Origin of the sequence: Mycolicibacter sp. MU0102, from assembly GCF_963378105.1 — a bacterium.
In the GTDB taxonomy this organism is placed as follows: domain Bacteria; phylum Actinomycetota; class Actinomycetes; order Mycobacteriales; family Mycobacteriaceae; genus Mycobacterium; species Mycobacterium holstebronense.
In genome coordinates this window covers 3,297,641-3,321,475 of the sequence record NZ_OY726398.1, presented here as the reverse complement: position 1 = coordinate 3,321,475, position 23,835 = coordinate 3,297,641, and the positions used below count along the sequence as shown (strand labels likewise).

The window sequence follows — 23,835 nt, the reverse complement described above, 5'->3', positions numbered from 1 at the left end:
TCCCAGGGCACAAAGCCCCGTCCGGGCACCGGTCGCTGATCGGGAGTGAATTACGCTTCATGCCACTCGGCCCGGACGTAGGAGATCGAAGTGGACGCCTCTGCCCTCAACGCGTTGTTCGACCTGACCGGACGCACCGCCATCGTCACCGGCGGCACGCGCGGCATCGGACTGTCGGTCGCGCACGGACTGGCTGCGGCCGGCGCCAACGTGGTGGTGGCCAGCCGCAAACCCGACGCGTGCGAGCAGGCTGCCGAGCAGCTGCGCCAGGCCGGCGCACAGGCCATCGGGGTGCCGACCCACCTCGGTGACGGCGAGGCGATCGAGGCGCTGGTCGATGCCACAGTCGAGCGGTTCGGCGGGGTCGACATCGTCATCAACAACGCCGCCAATGCGCTGGCGCTGCCGTTGGGCGAGATCACCTCGGAGGCGTTGAACAAATCGTTCGCGGTCAATCTGCAGGGGCCGGTCTTTCTGGTTCAGGCGGCGCTACCGCATCTGCGCAAGAGCGAGCACGCGGCCATCGTCAACGTGGTGTCGGCCGGCGCCTTCGTCTATTCGCCGGCGACGTCGATGTACTCGGCTGCCAAGGCCGCATTGGTTTCCTTCACCCGGTCCATGGCGGCAGAGCTGGCGTCATCGCGGATCCGGGTCAACGCGATCGCCCCCGGACCGGTCAATACGGACATGGTGCGGAACAACCCGCCGGAGTTCATCGCAGCATTGCAGGCTGCCACGCTGCAGCAGCGCATTGCCGAACCCGACGAAATGGTCGGTCCGGTACTGCTTCTCGTCTCCGACGCGGGCAGCTACATCACCGGCCAGACCATCCACGCCGACGGCGGGATGGTGGCGCGGTAGCCGATGGCGGGCTACGTGTTGCGCTTGGCGGCGCGCAGTGCCTCGGCCGCACCGCCTAGGAACGGAGTGATGATGTCCACCGGCAGGGGGAACACCACGGTGGAGTTCTGGTCCGCCCCGAGTTCCAAAAGGGTTTGTAGGTAACGCAGTTGCAGCGATGCCGGGTTCTGCGAAAGCCGCTCGGCGGCCTGGCTGAGTTCCTCGGAGGCCTGTAGCTCGCCGCGGGCGTTGATCACCTTCGCCCGGCGCTCGCGTTCGGCCTCGGCCTCGCGGGCCATCGCCCGCTGCATCGACTCGGGGATCTCCACGTCCTTGATCTCCACCACCCGCACCTGCACGCCCCACGGCTCAGTCTGCTTGTCGATGATCGTGCGCAGGTCGGCGTTGAGATCGTCGCGGTGCGCCAGCAGGGTGTCCAGGTCCGCTCGGCCCAACAGGGAACGCAGCGTGGTCTGGGCGATCTGCGAGGTGGCCACGGCGTAGTTCTCGACCTCCATGATCGCCTTGATCGGGTCGGTGACCTGGAACATCACCACGGCGTTGACCCGGGCCGGGACATTGTCGCGGGTGATCACCTCCTGCGGGGGAATGGTCAGGGTGACCACCCGCTGATCGACCCGAATCATTTTGTCCACCAAGGGGAACAGGAACTTCAGTCCTGGCTGGTAGAGCGGGCGGGCGTGGCCCATCCGGAACACCACGCCGCGTTCGTACTCGCGCACCACGTTCAGCGCGAAATATGCCAGCACGGCCAGTGCCACGATGGCCAGCGCCAGCACGGTGATCAGTCCCTCACTCACTTGAGCTGCTGCCTCCTGCTCGACGCGTCTTCGGAAAAGCCGCCCCACCGGGTGGAGTACCGGTCGATCGCGGCCTCGACCTTCAAGGCCTGATCTTCGGCGACGGATCGGTGCGGCCGGTCGTCGGGGGCGTTACTCGGGGTGTTCCACAGGTGCCGCAGCAGGGGATAGCCGCCGGCCGCCACCACGGCGATCGCCGCCGTCAACACCAACACGTCGGCGGCCGAGTGATTCACGAACAATGTCGCCGCGGGCAGGATGATCCCGAAACCCGCTACCGCACAAGCGATTCCTCGGTGAAACCGGCCGGTTTCCGAATGCGGCCACGGGTCGACCGCCCGGCTGATCTCCCGGCCGTGGGGCGAGGTGGTGCAGGTCTGCTTGACCGGGCAGGAGTTACAGACCGACGGCGTCGCCCGATACCGCATCACACGATTGTCCGGGTCGAACGAGGTGGGCCAGAGCCACTGATCCTGCGGACACTTCCACGCGTCATGGTCGTCGTGGTAGACGAACTTGCCGGTGCGCCACTGCGCGGCGCGTTCGGAGGTCCGTTGGGCCATCCGGTCGAAACCCCAGGCGAAAGCCAGCAACAGCAGCGCGTAGCCGGCAACCAGCCACACCCATGTCACCGGCCCGGTCATGCTCAGTCCTTACCTGCGGCCGCGGAGTCCGCCGGCACCTCGACGTAGAGCGGGTTCTCCGGCAGTTCGTCGACAGTCTCGCCGGAGCGGAAGTTGCGCAGCGCAATCAAGGAGATCCAGACGAACGGCACCACACCGGCACCGATCAGGATCGCGTCACCGGGCAGGCGCATCCATTCCAGCAGTGCGTTGCCGGGCTGGGTGATGTAACCCAGCGAACGCGCCTCGAAGTAGCCGGCGTTGACCGAGTGGAACAATTGCAGCACCCCCAGCGGCAACAGGGTGACGAACACCATCCAGGCCAGTCCGATGTTCATGCCCCAGAACGAGATCCGGGCCAACTTGTTCGGCCACTTGTCCGCCGGGATCACGTAGCGGAAGGCGAACATCGCCAGGGCGACCGCAAGCATGCCGTAGACCCCGAACATCGCGGCGTGTGCGTGGTTGGCGGTCAGTGCCGTGCCGATCTCGTAGTAGGACACCACCGGCAGGTTGATCAGGAAGCCGAAGATGCCTGCGCCCAAGAAGTTCCAGAATCCCACGGCGACCAGGAACATCACCGCCCAGCGGGCCGGGAAGTTGTTCTGCTCACCGGCTTCCTGACGGGCGCCCAGTTGCAGGAAGGCCCAGGCCTCCACGGTCAGGAATGTCAGGGGGATGACCTCGGCGGCCGAGAAGAACGCGCCCAATGCCATGTGCTCCACCGGTGTGCCGGAGAAGTACAGGTGGTGCATGGTGCCGATCACGCCGCCGGCGGAGTACAAGATGATGTCGAGGAAGATGACCAGCAGCGCGACGCGCTCACGCACCACCCCGAGCTGGACGAAGATGTAGGCCACCATCGCGGTGGTGAACAGCTCCAGGAAGTCCTCCACCCACAGGTGCACCATCCAGAACCGCCAGAAGTCTGCGACCGAGAAGTGCGTCTCACTGCCGGCCAGCAGGCTGGCCGCATAGAACGTGGGGATGGCCAGGCCGGTGAAGAAGAACATCCAGGGCAGGTTCATCTTCGAGGTGGTGGCCAGCTTCGCGCGCATGCCACGCCAGATGATGATGATCCACAAGAACAGCCCGACGATCAGCAGCACCTGGAACAGTCGCGGCAGGTCCAGGAACTCCCACTGCTGGGAGAACAAGGTGCCCGGCTTGATCACCCCGAAGATCGACAGCGCCTCGAAGGCCAGCGAACCGAAGACCACCACGGCCAGCGCGCCGAGCAATCCGTACACCAGGACTGACTGCTTGCCGGGTTCGCGGCGGGTGATGAAGGGCACCAAGAAGATTCCACCGGCCAAGAACGCCGCCGCGGTCCAGAACAGTGACAGCTGCAGGTGCCAGGTTCGGGCCAGGTTGTAGGGGAGGATCTTCGCGAGGTCGATCCCGTAGAACTCCGACAGATCCGCCCGGTAGTGCTCGACGGCGCCGCCGAGCAGGACTTGGGCCAAGAACAGCACCGCGACCACCGCGAAGATCCAGATCGCGGCACGCTGCGAACGGGTCAGCGGCACCTCGCCGGGCTGGCGAAAGTGCAGCTTGGTCATCTCGGTGCCGTGCCAGCCGATGTTCTGGCTCCAGCGGCCGTAGACGGTGAACATGATGCCGATGCCGCCCAACAGCATGATCAGCGAAAGCACCGACCAGACCACCACCGATCCGGTAGGCCCGTTGTCGACACGGGGCTCCGAGGGCCAGTTGTTGGTGTAGCTGTAGTTGTGGCCGGGGCGATCAGCGGCGGCCGCCCACGCGGTCCAGGCGAAGAACGAGGTCAGATCGCGGATCTCGCTGGGCTCGGTGATCATGTGCGGCAGCAGGCCGTACTTGGTGGAGGCTTCGCCGAAGTAGCCGGCGTAGTGCTCCTCGATGTCGTTGAACGCCTGAACCTGTTTGTCGGTGAACACCAGTGTCTTGGTGTCCGCGTTATAGCGGTTGGTCCGGAACTCGGCGACCACGTCGTCGTGCGGGTTCGTCACGCCCTGCGCCTTGAACTGATCGGCGACGTCTTCGGTGGCCAGCCGCAGATATTCGGCGGTGTAGTCCGGGCCCAGATAGGCGCCGTGGCCCAGCACCGAGCCGTACTGCATGAGGCCGCGGGCCTGAAAGAGCTGCTGGCCGCGGGTGATGTCGACACCGGAGAAAAGTTGCTGGCCGGATTCGGTAACGACCTTGTCCGGCATCGGCATTGACGCCGTGTACGTGCGATAGGCCAGGATGCCCATCACCAGGAAACCGAAGATCATGACCAGGGCAACGCCCTGCGCCCAGCCCTTGCCGACCAGCGCCCCGGCACGGCCGGATTCGGTGGTGGGCGGGCCCACTTGTGTCGCATCGGTGCTCATGGACGGGACGCTAACAGTATCGAGGATGAAAATTCGCGAAACTGTTAGTGCCCTCACGAATTTGGGGTCTGGCGTTAGTTTCTCTGTTGACTAAATGCCCCTTGACGCCAAGGTACGACATACCGTAGTAGCAGCGGTCCGCTGTGCGGACCGGAAAGGACACCGCCATGCCCCGACTCCGCGAGATCCCGCGCGCCGAAGTGACCGACGAGCAGATCTTGTTCTTCTACGACCGACTGTTCGGCGCGGGCGTAGATCCCCTGGACCCCCTAGACGCCGAAGCTCCCGCCGGCCACCGCACCATCCACGGGACACCGGGGGACTGGTGGACGGTTTTCGCCCAGGCGCCGCAGGTGTTCTCTCATGCCGTGCGCGGTTTCGCCCTGTATCGCAAAGCCTCGCTGGACCCGTTGTTGCGCGAGCTCGGCCAGGCCCGCGCCGGCTATGCCCGCGGCAGCCAGTTCGTCTTCTCCCAGCACTGCAAACAGATGCGTTCGCTGGGGATGTCCGAGGAGAAGATCGCCGCGTTGCCGTCCTGGCAGGTCAGTGACGCCTTCTCCGGGCTCGAGCGCGCGGTGCTGGCCTACACCGATGCCCTGGTCTACGACGGGGGCCGGGTGGCCGACGAGATCTTCGCGGTGCTGCAGGCGCACCTGTCGGATCGCGAGATCATGGAGCTGACCTACATCACCTGCATGTATGACATGCACGCCACCATCTGCCGTGCGCTGCGGCTGGAGTTCGACGACCGCGCCGAGCCGATCGTGGAGGTCCAGGTGCCCGAGGGGGTCGCGGTGGCCGACCTGTCGGCAGATCTGGCCGGGGACTAGGCCCGGCCTGGAACCGGCCGGGCCCTCCTTGTCACACCGCGGGGGCAGCATCGATCTGTGCTTGACGCGGTGCTTCCCCTGCAGTGCGGGGGCTGCGGTGCCCCCGGAACCCGATGGTGCGCGGTCTGCGCCGCGCAGCTGGCGGTCGGGCCGGACGAACCGCGGGTGATCGCCCCGCGGCTGGATCCGCAGGTCCCGGTGTTCGCCCTGGGCCGCTATGCCGGGGCTCGCCGGCGAGCGATTGTCGCGGTCAAAGAACGCGGACGCAGCGACCTCGTCGCGCCCCTGGCAGCGGCGGTGGGGGCGGCGCTGCAGCGGCTGCTGTGCTGGCAGCTGGTGGACCTGCCCCTGACGATCATCCCGGCGCCCACCCGGCGCAGCGCCGCTCGACAGCGCGGGGGTGACCCGGTCACGCGGATCGCCGCGGCGGTCGCGGCGGGCCAGGTCGGCGTGACGGTGGCGCCGGCGTTGCGGATGCGGGCGCTGACCCGCGACTCGGTCGGTCTGGGCAGCAGCGCCCGGGAACGCAACATAGCCGGCCGAGTCCTGCTACGCAGGGGCGGGCTGGCGGGTTTCTCCGCACTGGGTGATGTCCTGGTCGTCGACGACGTCGTGACCACCGGGGCCACCCTGGCCGAGTCGGTTCGGGTGCTAAATCAGACCGGTGTGCGGGTATCTGCCGCGCTTGTGATCGCTTCGGTATGAGACGGGTGTCAAATGGGTGCGCCAAAGCGGTGGCATGTATCGGGCGGCATGGCTACGGTCGTCATCAAGGGCCGGGGGACCTTTAGAGAACGTGGTCGAGACGACAGGAGAGTGTCGAGCATGGCAAATCAATTTGTGGAAACCAGCGCGGCGTCAGTTGACGTGGACGAGCGGCCCGATCAGTCGGGGGCGGAGATCGTGGTCAAGGGGCGTAACGTCGAAATTCCAGACCATTTCCGGGTTTACGTCGCGCAGAAGTTGGCCCGCGTGGAGCGATTGGACCGCTCGATTCGCCTGTTCGATGTCGAGCTCAAGCACGCCAATAATCGACGCCAGCGAAAATCCTGCCAGCAGATCGACATCACCGCGCACGGCCGCGGTCCGGTGGTCCGCGGGGAAGCCCGCGCCGACAGTTTCTATGCCGCGTTCGAGGCCGCGATCGATCGACTGGAGAGCCGGTTGCGCCGCGACAAGGGCCGCCGCAATGTCTCCTACGGCGACAAGACGCCAGTGTCGGTGGCGGAGGCCACCGGTGTCACCAACTTGGAGCCGGAGTTCCTCGCCGCCGCATTCAATCGGGACGGCACCGCCGAACCGGACCACCGCGAGGCGGCCGGGCACAGCGACGGTCACGAGCATGAGCCCGGTCAGATCGTGCGCACCAAAGAACACACCGCGACGCCCATGTCGGTCGACGACGCGCTCTACGAGATGGAGCTCGTCGGCCACGATTTCTTCCTGTTCCAGGACAAGGAGACCGACCAGGCATCGGTGGTCTACCGACGGCACGCCTACGACTACGGCTTGATTCGTTTGGTCTGAGCACGGCCTTGGCGGAGCTGCGTTGGCGGCGCATTGCCGCCCTTGGCAACGGTGTCACCTACCATGGGTGACGCTCGTAATGCCGAAGACTGAGTAGGGGACATAGCCGTGCTGTCCAAGTTGCTGCGTTTTGGTGAAGGCCGCATGGTCAAACGGCTCCGGAAGGTCGCGGACTACATCGACACCCTCTCCGGGGACGTCGAAGCGCTCACCGACGCGGAGCTGCGGGCCAAGACCGACGAATTCCGTCAGCGGCACGCCGACGGCGAATCCCTCGACGACCTGCTGCCCGAGGCATTCGCGGTGGCCCGTGAGGCGGCGTGGCGGGTGCTGTCGCAGCGGCCGTTCCACGTGCAGCTGATGGGTGGTGCGGCGCTGCACTACGGCAACGTCGCCGAGATGAAGACCGGTGAGGGCAAGACCCTGACCTGTGTGCTTCCGGCGTACCTCAACGCGATCTCCGGCAAGGGCGTGCACGTCGTCACCGTCAACGACTACCTGGCCAAGCGCGACAGTGAGTGGATGGGCCGCGTGCACCGCTTCCTCGGCCTGGAGGTCGGGGTGATCTTGTCGCAGATGACCCCGGACGAGCGGCGCGTTGCCTACAACGCCGATGTCACCTACGGCACCAACAACGAGTTCGGCTTCGACTACCTGCGCGACAACATGGCGCATTCGCTCGAACAGCTGGTGCAGCGCCCGCACAACTTCGCCATCGTCGACGAGGTCGACTCCATCCTGATCGACGAGGCCCGTACCCCGCTGATCATCTCCGGGCCTGCCGACGGCAGCTCCAACTGGTACTCGGAGTTCGCCCGGATCGTGCCGCTGATGGAGAAAGATGTCCACTACGAAGTGGATCTGCGCAAGCGCACCATCGGTGTGCACGAGCTCGGGGTGGAGTTCGTCGAGGACCAGCTCGGTATCGAGAACCTCTATGAGGCCGCCAACTCCCCGCTGGTCAGCTACCTGAACAACGCCCTGAAGGCCAAGGAGCTGTTCAACCGCGACAAGGACTACATCGTCCGCAACGGCGAGGTCTTCATCGTCGACGAGTTCACCGGCCGCGTGTTGGTGGGCCGGCGATACAACGAGGGCATGCACCAGGCCATCGAGGCCAAGGAGCGGGTGGAGATCAAGGCCGAGAATCAGACTCTGGCCACCATCACGCTGCAGAACTACTTCCGGCTCTACGGCAAGCTCGCCGGTATGACCGGCACCGCCGAGACCGAAGCTGCCGAGCTGCACGAGATCTACAAGCTGGGCGTGGTGCCGATCCCGACCAACAAGCCGATGGCGCGCCTGGACCAGATCGACCTCATCTACAAGACCGAGGAGGCCAAGTTCCTCGCGGTCGTCGACGACGTCGCCGAGCGCTACGAGAAGGGCCAGCCGGTACTGATCGGCACCACCAGCGTCGAGCGCTCGGAGTATCTGTCCAAGCAGCTGACCAAGCGGCGCGTCCCGCACAACGTGCTCAACGCCAAGCAGCATGAGCGTGAGGCGCACATCATCGCCGAGGCGGGCCGGCGCGGCGCTGTCACGGTTGCCACCAACATGGCCGGCCGCGGCACCGACATCGTGCTCGGCGGCAACGTCGACTTCCTCGCCGACCAGCGGCTGCGTGGGCAGGGCCTGGACCCGGTAGAGACCCCGGATGAGTACGAGGCCGCCTGGGACGAAGCGCTCAACGCGATCAAGGCGGAGGCAGCCGCCGAGGCCGAGGAAGTGATCGAGGCCGGCGGCCTGTACGTGCTGGGCACCGAGCGGCACGAGTCGCGGCGTATCGACAACCAGCTGCGCGGCCGGTCCGGCCGCCAAGGTGACCCGGGCGAGTCGCGGTTCTACCTGTCGCTGGGTGACGAGCTGATGCGACGGTTCAACGGCGCGGCACTGGAGTCGCTGCTGACCCGGCTGAACCTGCCCGACGATGTGCCGATCGAGGCCAAGATGGTCACCCGGGCGATCAAGAGCGCCCAGACCCAGGTCGAGCAGCAGAACTTCGAGATCCGCAAGAACGTTCTGAAGTACGACGAGGTGATGAATCAGCAGCGCAAGGTGATCTACGCCGAACGTCGCCGCATCCTCGACGGCGAGAATCTGGCCGAGCAGGCCCACGACATGCTCGTCGACGTGATCACCGCCTACGTCGACGGTGCCACCGCCGAGGGCTACGCCGAAGACTGGGACCTCGAGCAGCTGTGGACGGCGCTGAAGACCCTGTACCCGGTCGGGATCGACTATCACGAACTGCTACACGCCGACGACATCGGCGAGGCCGACGACCTGACCCGCGAGGAACTGCTCGAGGCGCTGCTCGCCGACGCCGAGAACTCCTACGCGGCCCGTGAGGCCAAGGTCGACGAGACCGCTGGGGCCGGCGCCATGCGAGAGCTGGAACGCGGGGTGCTGCTGAGCGTTCTGGACCGCAAGTGGCGCGAGCACCTCTACGAGATGGACTACCTCAAGGAGGGCATCGGTCTGCGGGCGATGGCGCAGCGTGACCCACTGGTCGAGTACCAGCGGGAAGGTTTCGACATGTTCCGCGGCATGCTCGACGGGCTCAAGGAGGAGTCGGTCGGCTTCCTGTTCAATGTCGCCGTCGAGGCCGTGCCGAAGCAGACGGTGGCACCGGTGGACGCACCCGAGGGGTTGGCGGAGTTCGGGTTGCGCGCCAAGGGAATCGACGGCGCCAACGGGGCTGACGGTGCGGACGGTACCGCGGGCCTGACCTATTCGGGCCCCGACGAGGACGGCTCCGCGCAGGTGCAGCGCTCGCGCGACCTGCAACCCGCGGGAGCGACATCGCGCCGAGAGCGGCGCGAAGCTGCCCGCCGCGAAGGCCGCGGGCCCCGGTTGCCGAAGGTGCCGCGCAAGAGCTGAGGTCTGACGCGCTCAGTCGATGGCGCCGACCCGCTGCGCGTGGCTTCGCCGCGCTTGCGATCGGCGCAGCCGATGGCGCCGACCAGGCGCTAGCCGATGTGCAGGGCGACGATCCGCCAAGCTGCGCCATTTCCCGTCCGCGGGATGGACTCGACGCGGCAGGCCAGGGCATGCGTGCGCCGTCCGCGCCGGTAGGTGCCGAAAACCTCCACCGCGCTGGCCGGTTCGCCCGAACCTGCGGGCTGCACGCGTACGCGCTGCAAGGTGGCCGGCTCGACCCGGCCCGCCGGCGCAGCCGGGCGAGCCGATACCACCGAGTCGGCCAGTCCAGTGGCAAGCAGCGGATGCAGATGCGTCGACGGTCGGCGCCCGTCCACCACTTCCAGCACCCGCCGCAGTGCGGCGTCGGCGAACACCGCGGCCGACCGCAGCGGTGCCGGTAACACCTTGCGTACGGGTCGATCGGGTCGCGTCCTCGGGGGATGCCCAGGGCGGGGCCGGACCGACGGCACCGACGCGGGCGGATGCGCGGGCCGACTCGGCATGGCCGGGCGAGCAGGCGGTTCGTAGTCGAGCATCGGCGCGACGGCCGAGCGCGGGGGCGAAGTGGGATCGATGGGCACGGCAGCTCTCCAAGGTCGGTCCGGGCGGCGGGCCTGCTGGAGAGTGGCAGGGCGTGTGCGGCGATCATCGCACAATCGCGGCTGCGGCGTATCCGCGTGCGGCGCCGCCCAGCGGCGGGCTACCGTGAGCGGCAGTGTTTTTCTCCGATCCGGCGCTGGTGCAGTGCCCGGCCGGATCGAGCCAGCAGGGAGGACGGGCCACGATGGTGAACCGGCTATCGGCGTCGGAAGCCTCTTTCTACCGGCTGGAGAACACCACGACGCCGATGTATGTGCAGTCGCTGTTCATTCTGCGCAACCCGCGGGGTGGGCTGGGCTATGACAAGCTGCTGGAGACCATCGAGCAGCGGTTGCCCCAGATCCCGCGCTACCGGCAGAAGATCCGCGAAGTCACCATGAGCCTGGCCCGCCCGGTCTGGGTGGACGACCACGAGTTCGACATCACCTACCACGTAAGGCATCTCGCGGTACCTTCCCCCGGCAGCGAACGCCAGCTGCACGAGCTGGTCGCGCGGTTGAGTCAACAACCGCTGGATCGCTCCCGGCCGTTGTGGGCGACCTACCTGATCGAGGGGCTGGCCGACAACCGGATCGCCATCTACATCAAGTCCCATCAAGCGTTGGTCCACGGCATGGCGGCGCCGGCGTTGGGCCACGTCCTGGTCGACCGGACGCAGCGGCCGCCGCCTTTCGATGAAGACATCTGGGTGCCGCGCGACGAGCCCGGCGCCGTCGAGTTGGTCCTGGGAGCGGTCGGGGACTGGGTGGCGGCGCCGCGGACCCAACTACAGGCGGTCGGGTCGACGGTCGGCAGCCCGTTGACCTGGGCGGGCCGCAAGGCGTTCGACGCCGTCCGGGCCATCGCGCGCGGCGCGGCCCCGCAGAGTCCGCTCAACACCCAGGTCTCGCAGAACCGCCTGTTCACGGTGGCGAGCGGTTCGCTCGAGGATTACCGAACGGTGCGGGCCCGCTACGACTGCGCCATTAACGACGTGGTGCTCGCCGTGATCACCGGTGCGCTGCGGAACTGGCTGCTGGCCCGCGGCGAGCCGGTCGGGTCGACGCGCACGGTACGGGCGTTGGCGCCGTTGTCGGTGTATCCCGACCACGAATTCGACTCTGCGGGTCAGCCGATCGGTGCGGTGACGCCGTTCCTGGTGGATCTTCCTGTCGGCGAACCGAATCCGGTAGTCCGGCTTTCCCAGATCGCCTATGCCACCGAATCGCATCCCACCTCGACCGGACTGGTGGATGCCCGCACCATTTTGACCGTGGCGGGCTTCGCCCCGCCAACCCTGCACGCGATGGGTGTTCGGGTGGCGACCGCGTTCGCCGGATTCTCCGGGCGGGTGTTCAACCTGCTGATCACCAATGCGCCGGGCACTCAGCGGCAGCTCTACATCTGCGGCGCCAAGCTGCTCGAGACCTACAGTGTGCCCCCGTTGTTGCCCAACAAGGCACTGACGATCGGGGTGACGTCCTACAACGGCACGCTCTATTTCGGTGTCAATGCCGATCGCAAGGCGATGAGTGACGTAGGAATGGTCTCAGCGCTGCTGGACGAGGCGCTGGCCGAACTACTGGAGGCAGCACAGTGAGCGACGACGAATTCGAAGCCGCCAAGAAACGGCTCGCCGACGATGTGTACGAGAAGGAATTGCTGGGTCTGCAAAGCGAATTCGTCAAACTCCAGGAGTGGGTCCGCGACACCGGCACCCGGGTGGTGGTGATATTCGAGGGCCGAGACGCCGCCGGTAAGGGCGGTGTCATCAAGCGCGTCACCGAATATCTGAGCCCGCGCACGGTGCGGATCGCGGCGCTGCCGGCACCTACCGAACGTGAACGTGGCCAGTGGTACTTCCAGCGGTATATCGCGCACTTGCCGGCGCGCGGTGAGATCACGCTCTTCGACCGATCCTGGTACAACCGGGCCGGGGTGGAGAAGGTGATGGGCTTCTGTACGCCCGAAGAGCATGAGCAATTCCTCAAGCAGGCGCCGGTTTTCGAGCAGCTGCTGATCGACGACGGAATCCTGTTGCGCAAGTACTGGTTCTCGGTATCCCAGGAAGAGCAGCTGCGCCGATTCCGTAAGCGGCGCAACGATCCGCTGCGGCAGTGGAAGCTGTCGCCGATGGACCTCGAGGCACTGCACCGCTGGGAGGATTACTCGCGGGCCCGCGACGAGATGATGGCCCGCACCGATACCGCGTCGAGCCCCTGGTATGTGGTCGAGTCAGAAGTCAAGACACACGCCCGGCTGAACATGATGGCGCACCTTCTGGAGTCGATTCCCTATCGCGAGGTGGAGCGCCAGCGCGTGGACTTGCCCAAGAAGCCAATCGTCACCGGTTTTTACAAGCGGCCCGACCGCAATCTCTACCGCTACGTCGACGATTACGCCGCCACGCTGCTGGGCGACGCGTAACGGCTAAGGTCTGGCTCATGCGGGTATACATCCCAGCGACGCTGGCCATGCTGGCCCAACTTGTCGCCGACGGTTCATTGCGTCCGGTCAGCGGGACGGCGTTCGCGGTGACCCCGGCGCTGCGGGAGTCCTACGCCCACGGCGACGACGACGAGCTGGCCGAAGTCGCAATCGGAGAGGCGGCGCTGGCTTCGCTGCGGCTACTGGCCGGTGCGAACGCCGATTCGGCCGGTGAGAAGTTGCCCACCCGCCGGGCGGTGCTCGTTGCCGAGGTCGAGGGCGCCGCCGTTCGCCCCGATCTGGACGTCGCCGTGGTCCGGTTGGCGGGGCCGGTCGCGATGAGTGACGTGGTCGCGGCGTACGTAGATAACGCTGCGGCTGAGCCCGCCGTGCTCGCGGCATTGGCGGTGATCGATGACGCCGACCTCGGAGATGAGGACGCCGAGCTGACCGTCGGTGACGCCCAGGACCACGACCTGGCCTGGTACGCCACCCAGGAGCTGCCGTTCCTGCTCGACCTGCTCTGATGCCGTCCAGGCGAGGTTACGGTACCGTAGGTTTATCAAACCGCCGGTAACAAGCAGGGAAGTTTTCGTGAGCAAGAAGCATTCGGCGATCGTTGCCCACATCGGCGACACCAAGCGGCCGACCGCCGCCGGGGCCGACCGTCACCCGGTCTGGAATGCTGTGCGCCGCATCGCAACACAGATCACCACCCCGCTACTGCCGGACGACTATCTGCGCTTGGCCAACCCGCTGTGGTCGGCCCGCGAACTGCGTGGACGGGTGGTGGAGGTCCGGCGGGAGACCGCGGATTCGGCGACGCTGACCATCAAGCCCGGCTGGGGTTTTCAATTCGACTACCGGGCCGGTCAGTACATCGGCATCGGTCTGCTGGTCGACGGACGCTGGCGCTGGCGTTCCTACTCGCTGACCTCCGCGCCGGTGACCGGAGCGCGCACCGTCTCCATCACGGTCAAGGCGATGCCGGAGGGCTTTCTGTCCAGTCACCTGGTGGACGGCGTGGCCCCGGGAACCGTGGTGCGGTTGGCCGCGCCGCAGGGGGAGTTCGTGTTGCCCGACCCGGCGCCGGCGGCAGTGTTGTTCGTCACTGCCGGATCCGGGATCACGCCGGTCATGGCGATGTTGCGGTCATTGGCCCGCCGCGGACCCATCGCCGATGTCGTCCACCTGCATTCGGCGCCCACGGCGGCCGACACGCTGTTCGCCGATGAGCTGGCGGCGCTGGCCCGTGATCACCCTGGTTACCGGTTGCTGTTGCGCACCACTCGAGACCAGGGCCGGCTGGAGCTGCGGGGGCCTGAGACCCTCGATGCCGAGGTGCCCGACTGGCGCGAGCGTCAGACCTGGGCGTGTGGGCCGGCGGCGATGCTCGGCGACGCCGAACGTGTCTGGGCTGCAGCCGGGATCGCCGACCAACTGCACGTCGAGCGGTTCGCGGTGGCGCGCACCGCTTCGGCCGAGGGCGGTGGCACCGTCACCTTCGCGGCCAGCGGCAAGAGCGTGACGGCGGATGCGGCGACGACGCTGCTCGAGGCCGGTGAGAGCGTCGGGGTAGCGATGCCGTTCGGGTGCCGGATGGGTATCTGCCAGTCGTGCGTGGTGACGCTGGTGGGTGGACACGTTCGCGATCTGCGCAGCGGTGCCGATCACGAGCCGGGCACCCGGGTGCAGACCTGTGTCAGCACGGCAGCCGGCGATTGCGAACTAGACGTCTGATGATTACCCGCTGGTAACCTACGGGAACGTAGGTTACGATAACGTAGGTATAAATGGTGATGAACTTCCGAAGGGCGGTCTGATGGCGGTAACCGACGTCGAGGTGTTTGCGCACCTCAGTGACGCCGATGTGGCGAATCTCGCCGCAGAACTGGACGCCATCCGCCGGGACATCGAGGCCAGTCGCGGTGAGCGCGACGCCCGCTACATCCACCGCACCATCGCCGCTCAGCGGGCGCTCGAGGTGACCGGACGGGTGCTGCTGGCGGCCGGTAACCGGCGCTGGGCGCGCTGGGCCGGAACCGCCACCCTGGGCGTGGCCAAGATCGTCGAGAACATGGAGATCGGCCACAACGTCATGCACGGTCAGTGGGACTGGATGAACGATCCAGAGATCCACTCCACCGGCTGGGAGTGGGATATGGCCGGTGTCTCCAAGCACTGGCGCTTCACCCACAACTTTGCCCACCACAAGTACACCAACATCCTGGGCATGGACGACGACGTGGGTTACGGCGTAATCCGGGTCACTCGCGATACTCGCTGGCAGCGCTTCAACCTGCTCAACCTGTTCTACAACGCCATGTTGGCGATCGGGTTCGAGTGGGGAGTCGCGTTGCAGCACTTGGAGATCGGCAAGATCTTCAAAGGCCGCGATAGTCGCCAGGCGACCATGGTGCGGATACGCGAGTTCGGCGGCAAAGCCGGCCGGCAGCTGTTCAAGGACTACGTGGCGTTTCCGGCCCTGACTTCGCTGTCGCCCGGCGCGACGTTCGCCTCGACGGTGAAGGCCAACGCGATCGCCAACGTGATCCGCAACCTGTGGGCCAACGCGATCATCTTCTGCGGTCACTTCCCAGACGGCGCAGAGAAATTCACCAAGACCGACATGGTCGGCGAGTCGCAGGGGCAGTGGTATCTGCGGCAGCTGCTGGGCAGCGCCAACATCGATGCCGGGCAGCCGATGCGGTTCATGAGCGGCAGCCTGTCGCATCAGATCGAACATCACCTGTTCCCCGACCTGCCGAGCAACCGCTACCCCGAGATCGCGGTGCGAGTGCGTGCGGTGTGCGAGAAGTACGACCTGCCCTATACCTCCGGGCCTTTCCTGGTGCAGTACGGCAAGACCTGGCGAACCATCGCCAAACTGTCACTGCCGGACCGCTTTCTGCGCGACACCGCCGATGACGCACCGGAGACCCGCAGCGAGAAGATGTTCGCTGAGCTGGGGCCGGAATTTACGCGCGTCGACCCGGTGACCGGTCGTCGCCGTGGGCTCAAGAGCGCCATCTCCACGGTGCGGGGCTGGCGTCGCGATAAGAAGGTCGACCTGGCCGCCTGAGGTCACTGTCGCCTGGCTCGATCCCGCATCGCCTATGCCGCGCCAGAGCGGATCATGGCGCGGCATAGGGCGAGTGCGGTAGACCAACCGGTCCGTGGGCCTCAGCCGCCGGCCGGTGGCCGGCCGACCATCATCGGTCGGAATCCGTAGCGGGGGGTGCCAAAGGCGCCGAGCCCGCCGCGGCCGGCACCACCGGCGCCCGCCATCGGCATCCCGCCTAGGGCGCTGTGGCCGGCCTCGCCGGCGACGGTCCCGGCGGAGCTGGTGTAGCTGGCCAGGCTGACCGGGGCGGAGTGGATGGCGCCCGCCGGTATGGCGGCGGCCCAGGTCGGCGGCACCGAAAGTGGGCCGACCAGCGAGGCATGCCCGATGGTTCCGGCGATTCCCGCACCGACGCTCTTGGCGGCACCTTCAGCTGCTTTAGCGGCACCCTCGGCGACCTTTTCGACAGCTTTGGTTGCTGGGACCAGCGAATGCGAAAGGCCGTCCAGGTCCTTGAACGCAGTGGTGAAAAGCCGGGCGGGGGAAACCATCCGGATGAACATGTCGAACGGGCTGGACGCACTTAGGGTGGTCGACCCGGTCAGGCCCCGGATCAGGTCCCCGTAGATGCCGTTGAACGTGATGGTCGATCCGTTCCAGGTGATGGGATTCAGCAGATCATCGATCAGGTTGGATGCGGCTGGCCCGGCGAGGTTTCCCAGCTGACCGGGCAGCGCCGAGGTCAGGGTGGCGAGGGAGTCGGCGTCGGTCGCGGTCGCTGCTCCTACGGCAACGGCAACAGCGGCCTCCTGGGCTGCCACTCCAGCCGGGTTGACGGTGGGGGCCGGGGCCGTGAACGGCGTCAACTGCGATGCGGCCGCCGACTGTCCGGCATAGCCGTACATGGTGGTTGCGTCTTGCACCCACATCTCGCCGTAGGCGGCTTCGGTTGCCGCGATCGCCGGCGTGTTCTGTCCCAGGACATTTGTCGCCATCAACGACATCAGCGTCTGGCGGTTGGCCTCGACCACCGCCGGTGGAACCGTGGCAGCGAAGGCCGCATCGTGAGCGGCGGCTGCAGTACCGGCTTGTGCCGCGACGTGCTCAGCCTGCGCGGCGGCCCGGCTGAGCCACTCCAGGTGCGGTTCGAACGCCTTTGTCATCGCTGCCGCAGCCGGCCCTTGCCAGTGCGCGGTCAAGTCGGCCAGCACAGTCGCGTAGCTGGCAGTCGTGGTGTAAATATCGGCGCCGAGGGTTTCCCAGGCGCGAGCGGCGGCCCATAGTGGCGCCGAGCCGGCGCCGGAGTACATCAGGGCAGAGTTGATCTCGGGCGGCAACGTGCCGAAGTCCATGGCGTCGGCCTAGCTCGAGGAGACCGCAGCCGCGTTGGCGGCTTCCGTGGCGTCGTACGAACCGGCGCTGATGTTCAACACCGTCTCCAGCATCTGCCGCATGGCGACGGCTTGGGCGCTGACCTGCTGGTACAGGGCGGCGTGCGCGGCGAAGGTGGTGGCTGTCAGAAGCGACACCGGGTCGGTGCCCGCAGGGGTGATCTGGGTCGTGGGGGCAGCTGCCGCTGCGTTTCCGGCTTCCATGTCCGAGGTAATGGCCTGCAGCTCTCGGGCGCTCGCGGCCAGTACCTCCGGCTGGGTAAAAACGGTCGACACGTCTATCTCCTCTTCATCTGTAAACACGTACAGGAACTTGGCAGGAACCTTCCAGGACATTGCCAGACTAGGGAGCGACGTGTCGGCCTGAAAAGCGCTGACACTTGTTGTTCACCGACGCTTACGCTCGTCTTTCTCCGATGCGTAGTCAGTGTTCATCGACCAGACGGGGGCGTTAATTGCCTGACGCCTGCCGTTCACTTTGGGCGCGCGTCGTTGCCTGGTTGATGGCGGTGGTCGCGAGCCTGAATCTCACGACGAGACTCGCCGTCAAGGCGTCGCGAGATTCACTTTCGGCCTTGTGGAGACGCGGGATCAGCCCTCGCGCAGTGCCGTCAGTAGTCGGCGCGCTGCTTCGACCCGGCGCTGCGCCGCGCCGGTCAGATTGTCCAGTGCGCATTCGGGATCGGCCGGCGGGCCCAGGTGGCCACAGCCGCGTGGACAGTCGTCGATGGTCTCGGCGAGGTCGGAGAACGCCAGCAGAACGTCGTCGGGCGCGATGTGGGCCAGGCCGAACGAGCGGATGCCCGGGGTGTCGATCACCCAGCCCGAGCCCTCTAGTCGTAGTGCCACCGACTGGGTGGACGTATGCCGCCCCCGGCCAATGTCAGTGACCCGCCCGACGGCCCGATCAGCTTCGGGGACAAGGCGATTCACCAAAGTCGATTTGCCGACGCCGGAGTGCCCCAACAGCACCGTCACTTGCGATTCCAAAAGGGGAGCGACGGCGTCGAGCGGGTCGTCGCGGCCCGCGGTGACGATCGTGAGGTCCAGGTCGGCGAACTGGCCGGCGAAGGGGGCCGGGTCCGCCAGGTCCGTCTTTGTCAGGCACAGAATCGGCGCCAGGCCTCCGGCGTAGGCGGCGATCAGCGTCCGGTCGACCAGACCGGTCCGCGGCGGGGGATCGGCGAGCGCGACCACGATCAGCAGCTGATCGGCGTTGGCGACCACCACCCGCTCGGTGGGGTCGGTGTCATCGGCGGTGCGCCGCAACACGGTTCGCCGAGGTCTGCGCCGGACGATGCGGGCCAGGGTGTCGGGCCGGCCGGAGAGATCGCCAACCACATCGACGCGATCGCCGACGACGATCGGGGTGCGCCCCAACTCGCGGGCACGCATCGCGGTCACCTGCAGATCGGCCGGGCCGTCTGGGCCGTCGAGGACACAGCCCCAGCGGCCGCGATCGACGCTGACCACCATGGCCGACTGGGCGTCGGCGTGCCCGGGACGAATTTTGGTGCGCGGCCGCGAGCCGCGGCCGGAGCGGACTTTGACGTCGGATTCGTCGTAGTCCTCCGGTTTCAAGCGCCGGCCCCCGCGTCGGCCAGCATGTCGGTCCACATTCGGGGGAATGCGGGCAGCGTCTTGCCGGTGGTCTCGATGTCCTCGACCTCCACACCGGGGACCCGAAGCCCGATGATCGCACCGGCGGTGGCCATCCGGTGGTCGGCGTAGGAATGCCAGATTCCGCCGTGCAACGGGGTCGCGGTGATCAACAGGCCGTCAGGGGTCTCGACGCTGTCGCCGCCCAACCGGTTGATCTCGGCCGTCAGCGCCGCCAGCCGGTCAGTCTCGTGCCCGCGCAGATGCGCGATGCCGCTTAGTCGCGACACCGAGCCCGGGGCGGCCAGCGCAGCCAGCGCCGCCACCGTCGGGGTGAGCTCGCCGACGGCGCGCAGATCCACGTCGAAGCCGCCGTAGCTGCCCGGGCCCTCGACTTCTAGGTGCGCATCGGCGTGGCTCACCCGCGCTCCGGTCGCGCCGAAGATCTCGATGATGGCGTCGGAGGGCTGTACGCCGACGGCCGGCCAACCGGCGATTCGCACGCGGCCTCCGGTGACCACCGCGGCTGCTAGAAACGGGGTGGCGTTGGACAGGTCCGGTTCGATCTCCCAGTTGCGGGCTGCGGCCGTCGCCGGTGTGACCCGCCAGCGGTTCGGAACGGCGTCATCGACATCGATTCCAGCCTGGCGCAGCATTGCGACCGTCATCGCGATGTGTGGGCCGGACGGCAGCGTGGCCCCGGTGTGCAGCACGGTCAGCCCCTCATCGAACGCCGCGGCGGCCAGCAGCAGTCCGGACACGAACTGCGACGACGCGGAGGCATCGATCCCGACGGTGCCGCCGGCGACGGAACCGGATCCGTGGATTCCGAAAGGCAGGCCGTCGCCTTCGACGTCGATGCCCAGGCTGCGCATCGCCTCCAGTAGCGGGGCGATCGGCCGGGCCCGGGCCTGCTCATCCCCGTCGAACGTGACGGTGACGGTGCCCAGCGCGGCCAGCGGCGGCACGAACCGCAGCACCGTGCCGGCGAGGCCACAGTTCAGCCGGATGTTCGGTTCGGGGTCGATCTTGCCGCTGACCGTCACGTGGTGGGCAACTGCCTCGACCCGCAGGCCCAGGGCTCGCAGGGCGTCGAGCATCAGGTCGGTGTCGCGGCTGCGCAGCGCGCCCGAGAGGGTGGAGACACCGCCACCGCGTCCTGCGGCCAGCGCGGCCAGCACCAGCGCCCGATTGGTCTGCGACTTCGAGCCGGGCACGGTCACCGTCGCGTCGATGGGGGCGGTGGGCATCGGTGCCGGCCAAGTCGTCACGGTTTCATCCTGCCAGCGCCCGGCTCCAGAGCTGGTATCGGCGGTTCGTAAGGTTCTTTGCCGCCTGGCTGCCTGGTATCACCCAACTGTTTACCCAGGATCATTAGTGTCTGCGGCATGGCTCTGGCGTCGGGCTCGATTTTTGCTGAGTACACCATCTTGAAACTGTTGGGTGCTGGCGGGATGGGCAAGGTTTACCTTGCGCAGCACCCCCGGCTGCCCCGACGCGAAGCGCTGAAGATTCTGCGTCGGTCGTTGAGCGCCGACGACGAGTACGAGGAGCGGTTTCGGCGGGAGGCCGAGGCCGCCGCCGTGCTGGTGCACCCCAACATCGTGCGCGTACATGACCGCGGCGAGTATCGCGGCCGGCTGTGGCTGTCGATGGACTACATCGAGGGTGAGACGCTCGGCGAGCTCATCACGCGCAAGTTCCCGGCCGGGATGCCGGCTCAGATCGTCATCCCGATCGTCGCGAGCATTGCCGACGCCCTGGACTACGCGCATGGGCAGGGCGTGGTGCACCGCGACGTCAAACCCAGCAACATCCTGGTGACCGAAGACGGCGACGAAGTGCTGACCGCCGTGCTGGCTGACTTCGGCATCGCCCGGCAACTGAGCGGCCCCACCGGGTTGACCGCGAGCAATCTGGCCATCGGCACTATCGCCTATGCCGCACCCGAACAACTAATGGGTGCCGAAGGCCTGGAACGCGCTGACCAGTACGCCTTGGCCGCCACCACCTTCCAGATGCTGACCGGAGCGCCGCCGTATCAGCACGAGAACCCGGTGACGGTGATCAGCCACCACCTGAACACACCGCCGCCGCTGCTCAGCGACCGGCGTCCCGAGCTGCAGCAGTTCGACGACGTGCTCGCCGCTGCGCTGGCCAAAGACCCCGCCGAGCGTTTCCGGGACTGCTCGGACTTCGTGGCAGCCCTGGCCGAGCAGCTGGCCGATCCGGACTCCGATGACGAGTCCGACTCCGCCAAGACCGTCGTGCGGGGGGTTCCGCGGGCCCTCCCGGCACCTCCGCCGAGCCGGCTGTCGAAACTGGCCCGACCTGCGGTCCTGGTGCCACTTGGTCTCGCGGTGGTGGGGTCGGTGGCGGCCCTTGTCCCGCGCCTGCTGGCCGAGGAGCCGGCCGACACGGCGGCGATCGCCGCCGGTGGCGTACCCGCGGCAGCCGTGGCGCCGCCGCCCAAGGCGCCCGCGTTCGGAGGAACCTACCGCGTCGACGCCAACCGGGCAGGGGAGAAGTACAACGGCGTCCCCAACCCCGAGCCGCCCAACGTGAGCACTTGGTGGGCCGTCAAGTCATCCTGTGACGCCTCGGCGTGCACGGCGTCGGCGACGATGCTCGACGCCAAGGACCACCGGAAGACGGTGAAGACGCCCTCAGGCGGCAATGAATTGGCCATGGAATTCACCGGCGACACCTGGCGGTCACAGCCACAGACCGTGCACACGCCGTGTATCGGTGTCGACGGACGACAGGACAGTCAGACGACCACCCAGGTGCTCACGCTGGAGCCGACCATTCCGGGCGTCCTTCACGGCGCGATGGTGGCCACCGTGGAGAGCAACGAGTGCGGTCAGCGCGGAGCCCAGATCTGGGTTCCGGTGGTAGCCAGCCGATTCGGTGATGTTCCCGCGGGCATTAACCCGTCCGTCGAGATGGCCAAGCCGGCCAAGCCGGCCTGATCCTCGCCTGTTCGGCCATCGCCTGCTCGGCACATCCGGGGCAGGGCTGAAGCGCCCGACTTTGCCGCACTAAAAGATTAGAGTGCGCCCTATTGCACGCTCTATCTCTATGTTACTTTCGAGTAATTCAAGGTTGCTCGACAGTCTTCGCATGGTCGAGCAGCGGGTGCAGAGTCCGCCTCGTCGGGCACGGCAAAGGAGCGCAGGCCATGCAGCGGACACGTCCCGCGTCCGCGTCCCCGGCCCTCGACGTCGTCATCGTTAGCACCGGCCTGCTGGCCGCGGCACCGGCAACACCGTGGGCGGTGCATGGCCTTACCGGCACTACGCAGGCCGTGACTGCGTCCGAACAGCTCTATCGGTTCGTGCGGTGATTTGACCCCGGTGCCCACTTTGTCTATCGCCTACCACCCCAAAAGCCTGACCGGGCTGCCCGAAGGAGAACCCCAGTGAATTACGTACGCGGCCCCTTGGGCGCTGTTGCCATTGCCGTCGTAGGTGCCGGCTTGGTCGCACCCGCTGCGGCGGCTGCGCCGTCAACTGCGCTGCAGATTCCCGGATTACGCCTGGCCGCCAATGACAGTGCGACCCTGCCGCTGGGAGGCGGCACGGCGTTCATCATCGGCGGCAGTGGCCTGGCCACGCCCGGTCCGTCCTACGTGGACGCCGCTATGTCGCTGTATCTGGAGCCGCTCGGCTTCACCGGCACGACGCAGGTTGTCACGACCCCGGAACAGCTCTACCCGTTCTTGGGTCCCTTCGGCGGGACACTCGATGAGTCCGTGGCACAGGGGCAGCAGAACCTCTACGAGGCCATCATGGCTCAGTACCAGAACGGAGACCTAAGCGCCGAGAACCCCGCGGTGGTGTTCGGCTGGTCGCAGGGCGCGGTCATCGAGTCGATGTTGCAATACCAGCTCGCGAGTGCGGGTGTGCCCAGTGACTACGTGCATTTCGTGATGATCGGCAACGTCAGTTCACCGAACGGCGGCATGCTCGAGCGTTTCAATCTGCCGGACAATGCGTTTCCCACTCTTCCGAGCATCGGTCTCACATTCAGTGGCGCCGCACCCTCTGGCCTATACCCGGCCGAGGTCTACAACCGTGAATACGATGGTTTCGCCGACTTCCCGCAATACCCGATCAACTTCTTGTCGGTTCTCAACGCGATCTTCGGAATTGCCTTCCAGCACACCACCTATCTGGGGCTGACGGCCGATCAGATCAATGACGCGATCCTGCTGCCGAACGCATCGCCGGACTCGCTGACCAACTACTACATGATTCCGACCGAGGGGCTGCCGCTGCTGTATCCGCTGCTGTTCTTCGGGAGCGGGGGACAGGCGCTCTATGACCTGTTCGAGCCGGTCACGCGCATCCTGGTGAATCTGGGCTACGGCAATATCGAGCACGGCTGGAGTCAAGGTCCCGCCGACGTGGCGACGCCGTTGGGGTTCCTGCCGGATTCGGCGACGCTGGCGGCGCTCATGCAGGAGTTGCCGCAGGCGCTGAGCAACGCCTGGCAGCAGGGCGTCTCGGACTTCGTCGACGAGATCTTCCACCCGACCAACACCCCGCCGGCCTTCATGGCCGAGATGGAAGGCTTCATCAACGCGATCTCCGACACACAGATGGCGGAGTTCGGGTCGACGTTCCCCACGCTGGAAGACCTGTTCGGGACCTTCCCGCCGCACACCGGCATCCCGTTCCTGGATGTGGGCACCGCGCTGTTGTTCACCTTGCCGCAGGTCAACTACGACATCTTCGCCTCGGAGTTGGCTGACGGCGATCTCCTCAACGCAATCGGTCTCCCGCTCGCCGTTGACCTGGGAATACTGCCGCTCGCGTTGCTGGGCGCGCTGATCTGACCCGCCCAGCGC

Annotated in this window: 21 protein-coding genes; 13 read left to right on the top strand and 8 right to left on the bottom strand. The window is 66.7% G+C overall.

The annotated features are described in order from the left end of the window. Positions 1 to 90 precede the first annotated feature (90 nt). Entirely contained in the window at positions 91 to 861 is a 771-nt protein-coding gene (locus RCP37_RS15630) for an SDR family NAD(P)-dependent oxidoreductase (protein ID WP_308483955.1), read from the top strand. 11 nt (positions 862 to 872) lie between these two features. Here the strand turns inward: RCP37_RS15630 and RCP37_RS15625 are convergent, their stop codons facing one another. From RCP37_RS15625 to RCP37_RS15615, 3 genes are read right to left on the bottom strand one after another with little or no spacing between them, the layout of a single operon-like run. Then, on the bottom strand, positions 873 to 1,649 hold the full coding sequence (locus RCP37_RS15625) for a slipin family protein (protein WP_373693193.1): 777 nt from the start codon (positions 1,647 to 1,649) through the stop codon (positions 873 to 875). Positions 1,650 to 1,657: 8 nt separating this feature from the next. Continuing rightward, a complete protein-coding gene (locus RCP37_RS15620; RefSeq protein WP_308483954.1) occupies positions 1,658 to 2,305 on the bottom strand; it encodes a hypothetical protein in 648 nt (215 codons plus the stop codon). A gap of 2 nt (positions 2,306 to 2,307) precedes the next feature. Beyond that, the gene (locus RCP37_RS15615; protein ID WP_308483953.1) at positions 2,308 to 4,641 is read right to left on the bottom strand and encodes a nitric-oxide reductase large subunit; all 2,334 of its coding nucleotides are present in this window, start codon (positions 4,639 to 4,641) and stop codon (positions 2,308 to 2,310) included. Between the two features lie 167 nt (positions 4,642 to 4,808). Between RCP37_RS15615 and RCP37_RS15610 the strand changes: the two genes are divergently transcribed. From RCP37_RS15610 to secA, 4 genes are all read left to right on the top strand, one after another. Next, positions 4,809 to 5,471 (top strand): carboxymuconolactone decarboxylase family protein, encoded by a 663-nt coding sequence (locus RCP37_RS15610; RefSeq protein WP_308483952.1) that lies wholly within the window; start codon positions 4,809 to 4,811, stop codon positions 5,469 to 5,471. A 57-nt stretch (positions 5,472 to 5,528) separates the two neighbouring features. Then, complete coding sequence (locus RCP37_RS15605) at positions 5,529 to 6,176, top strand: ComF family protein (protein ID WP_308483951.1); 648 nt, start codon at positions 5,529 to 5,531, stop codon at positions 6,174 to 6,176. A 120-nt stretch (positions 6,177 to 6,296) separates the two neighbouring features. Further along, positions 6,297 to 6,998 carry a ribosome hibernation-promoting factor, HPF/YfiA family gene (hpf, locus tag RCP37_RS15600; protein WP_308483950.1) on the top strand — a complete coding sequence of 234 codons (702 nt, stop codon included), beginning with the start codon at positions 6,297 to 6,299 and terminating at the stop codon, positions 6,996 to 6,998. A gap of 108 nt (positions 6,999 to 7,106) precedes the next feature. Beyond that, a complete protein-coding gene (secA, locus tag RCP37_RS15595) occupies positions 7,107 to 9,881 on the top strand; it encodes a preprotein translocase subunit SecA (protein WP_308483949.1) in 2,775 nt (924 codons plus the stop codon). Positions 9,882 to 9,970: 89 nt separating this feature from the next. Here the strand turns inward: secA and RCP37_RS15590 are convergent, their stop codons facing one another. Continuing rightward, entirely contained in the window at positions 9,971 to 10,504 is a 534-nt protein-coding gene (locus RCP37_RS15590) for an Rv3235 family protein (protein ID WP_308483948.1), read from the bottom strand. Positions 10,505 to 10,707: 203 nt separating this feature from the next. On the opposite strand from RCP37_RS15590, the gene RCP37_RS15585 reads away from it, so the two are divergent. The 5 genes from RCP37_RS15585 (at position 10,708) to RCP37_RS15565 (ending at position 16,011) form a co-directional block, all read left to right on the top strand. Continuing rightward, positions 10,708 to 12,102 (top strand): WS/DGAT/MGAT family O-acyltransferase, encoded by a 1,395-nt coding sequence (locus tag RCP37_RS15585; protein WP_308487108.1) that lies wholly within the window; start codon positions 10,708 to 10,710, stop codon positions 12,100 to 12,102. Beyond that, entirely contained in the window at positions 12,099 to 12,929 is an 831-nt protein-coding gene (gene ppk2 / locus RCP37_RS15580) for a polyphosphate kinase 2 (RefSeq protein WP_308483947.1), read from the top strand. The genes RCP37_RS15585 and ppk2 overlap by 4 nt, the downstream gene beginning before the upstream one ends. Before the next feature lie 17 nt (positions 12,930 to 12,946). Beyond that, the gene (locus tag RCP37_RS15575) at positions 12,947 to 13,456 is read left to right on the top strand and encodes a DUF6912 family protein (protein WP_308483946.1); all 510 of its coding nucleotides are present in this window, start codon (positions 12,947 to 12,949) and stop codon (positions 13,454 to 13,456) included. Between the two features lie 67 nt (positions 13,457 to 13,523). After that, positions 13,524 to 14,669, top strand: coding sequence for a ferredoxin reductase (locus RCP37_RS15570; protein ID WP_308483945.1), 1,146 nt, complete (start codon positions 13,524 to 13,526; stop codon positions 14,667 to 14,669). 82 nt (positions 14,670 to 14,751) lie between these two features. Then, positions 14,752 to 16,011 (top strand): fatty acid desaturase family protein, encoded by a 1,260-nt coding sequence (locus RCP37_RS15565; RefSeq protein ID WP_308483944.1) that lies wholly within the window; start codon positions 14,752 to 14,754, stop codon positions 16,009 to 16,011. 101 nt (positions 16,012 to 16,112) lie between these two features. Here the strand turns inward: RCP37_RS15565 and RCP37_RS15560 are convergent, their stop codons facing one another. The 4 genes from RCP37_RS15560 to aroA all read right to left on the bottom strand — a co-directional run bounded on the left by RCP37_RS15560 (position 16,113) and on the right by aroA (position 20,254). Further along, positions 16,113 to 17,345 carry a PPE family protein gene (locus tag RCP37_RS15560; RefSeq protein WP_308483943.1) on the bottom strand — a complete coding sequence of 411 codons (1,233 nt, stop codon included), beginning with the start codon at positions 17,343 to 17,345 and terminating at the stop codon, positions 16,113 to 16,115. Positions 17,346 to 17,354: 9 nt separating this feature from the next. Further along, the gene (locus RCP37_RS15555; protein WP_308483942.1) at positions 17,355 to 17,660 is read right to left on the bottom strand and encodes a PE family protein; all 306 of its coding nucleotides are present in this window, start codon (positions 17,658 to 17,660) and stop codon (positions 17,355 to 17,357) included. 315 nt (positions 17,661 to 17,975) lie between these two features. After that, the gene (gene rsgA, locus RCP37_RS15550; RefSeq protein WP_308483941.1) at positions 17,976 to 18,965 is read right to left on the bottom strand and encodes a ribosome small subunit-dependent GTPase A; all 990 of its coding nucleotides are present in this window, start codon (positions 18,963 to 18,965) and stop codon (positions 17,976 to 17,978) included. Then, on the bottom strand, positions 18,962 to 20,254 hold the full coding sequence (gene aroA / locus RCP37_RS15545) for a 3-phosphoshikimate 1-carboxyvinyltransferase (protein WP_308483940.1): 1,293 nt from the start codon (positions 20,252 to 20,254) through the stop codon (positions 18,962 to 18,964). The genes rsgA and aroA overlap by 4 nt, the downstream gene beginning before the upstream one ends. 117 nt (positions 20,255 to 20,371) lie before the next feature. On the opposite strand from aroA, the gene RCP37_RS15540 reads away from it, so the two are divergent. From RCP37_RS15540 to RCP37_RS15530, 3 genes are all read left to right on the top strand, one after another. Continuing rightward, positions 20,372 to 21,955 carry a serine/threonine-protein kinase gene (locus RCP37_RS15540; RefSeq protein ID WP_308483939.1) on the top strand — a complete coding sequence of 528 codons (1,584 nt, stop codon included), beginning with the start codon at positions 20,372 to 20,374 and terminating at the stop codon, positions 21,953 to 21,955. Between the two features lie 209 nt (positions 21,956 to 22,164). Then, the gene (locus tag RCP37_RS15535) at positions 22,165 to 22,329 is read left to right on the top strand and encodes a hypothetical protein (protein ID WP_308483938.1); all 165 of its coding nucleotides are present in this window, start codon (positions 22,165 to 22,167) and stop codon (positions 22,327 to 22,329) included. A 75-nt stretch (positions 22,330 to 22,404) separates the two neighbouring features. Next, on the top strand, positions 22,405 to 23,823 hold the full coding sequence (locus RCP37_RS15530) for a PE-PPE domain-containing protein (protein ID WP_308483937.1): 1,419 nt from the start codon (positions 22,405 to 22,407) through the stop codon (positions 23,821 to 23,823). Positions 23,824 to 23,835 lie beyond the last annotated feature (12 nt).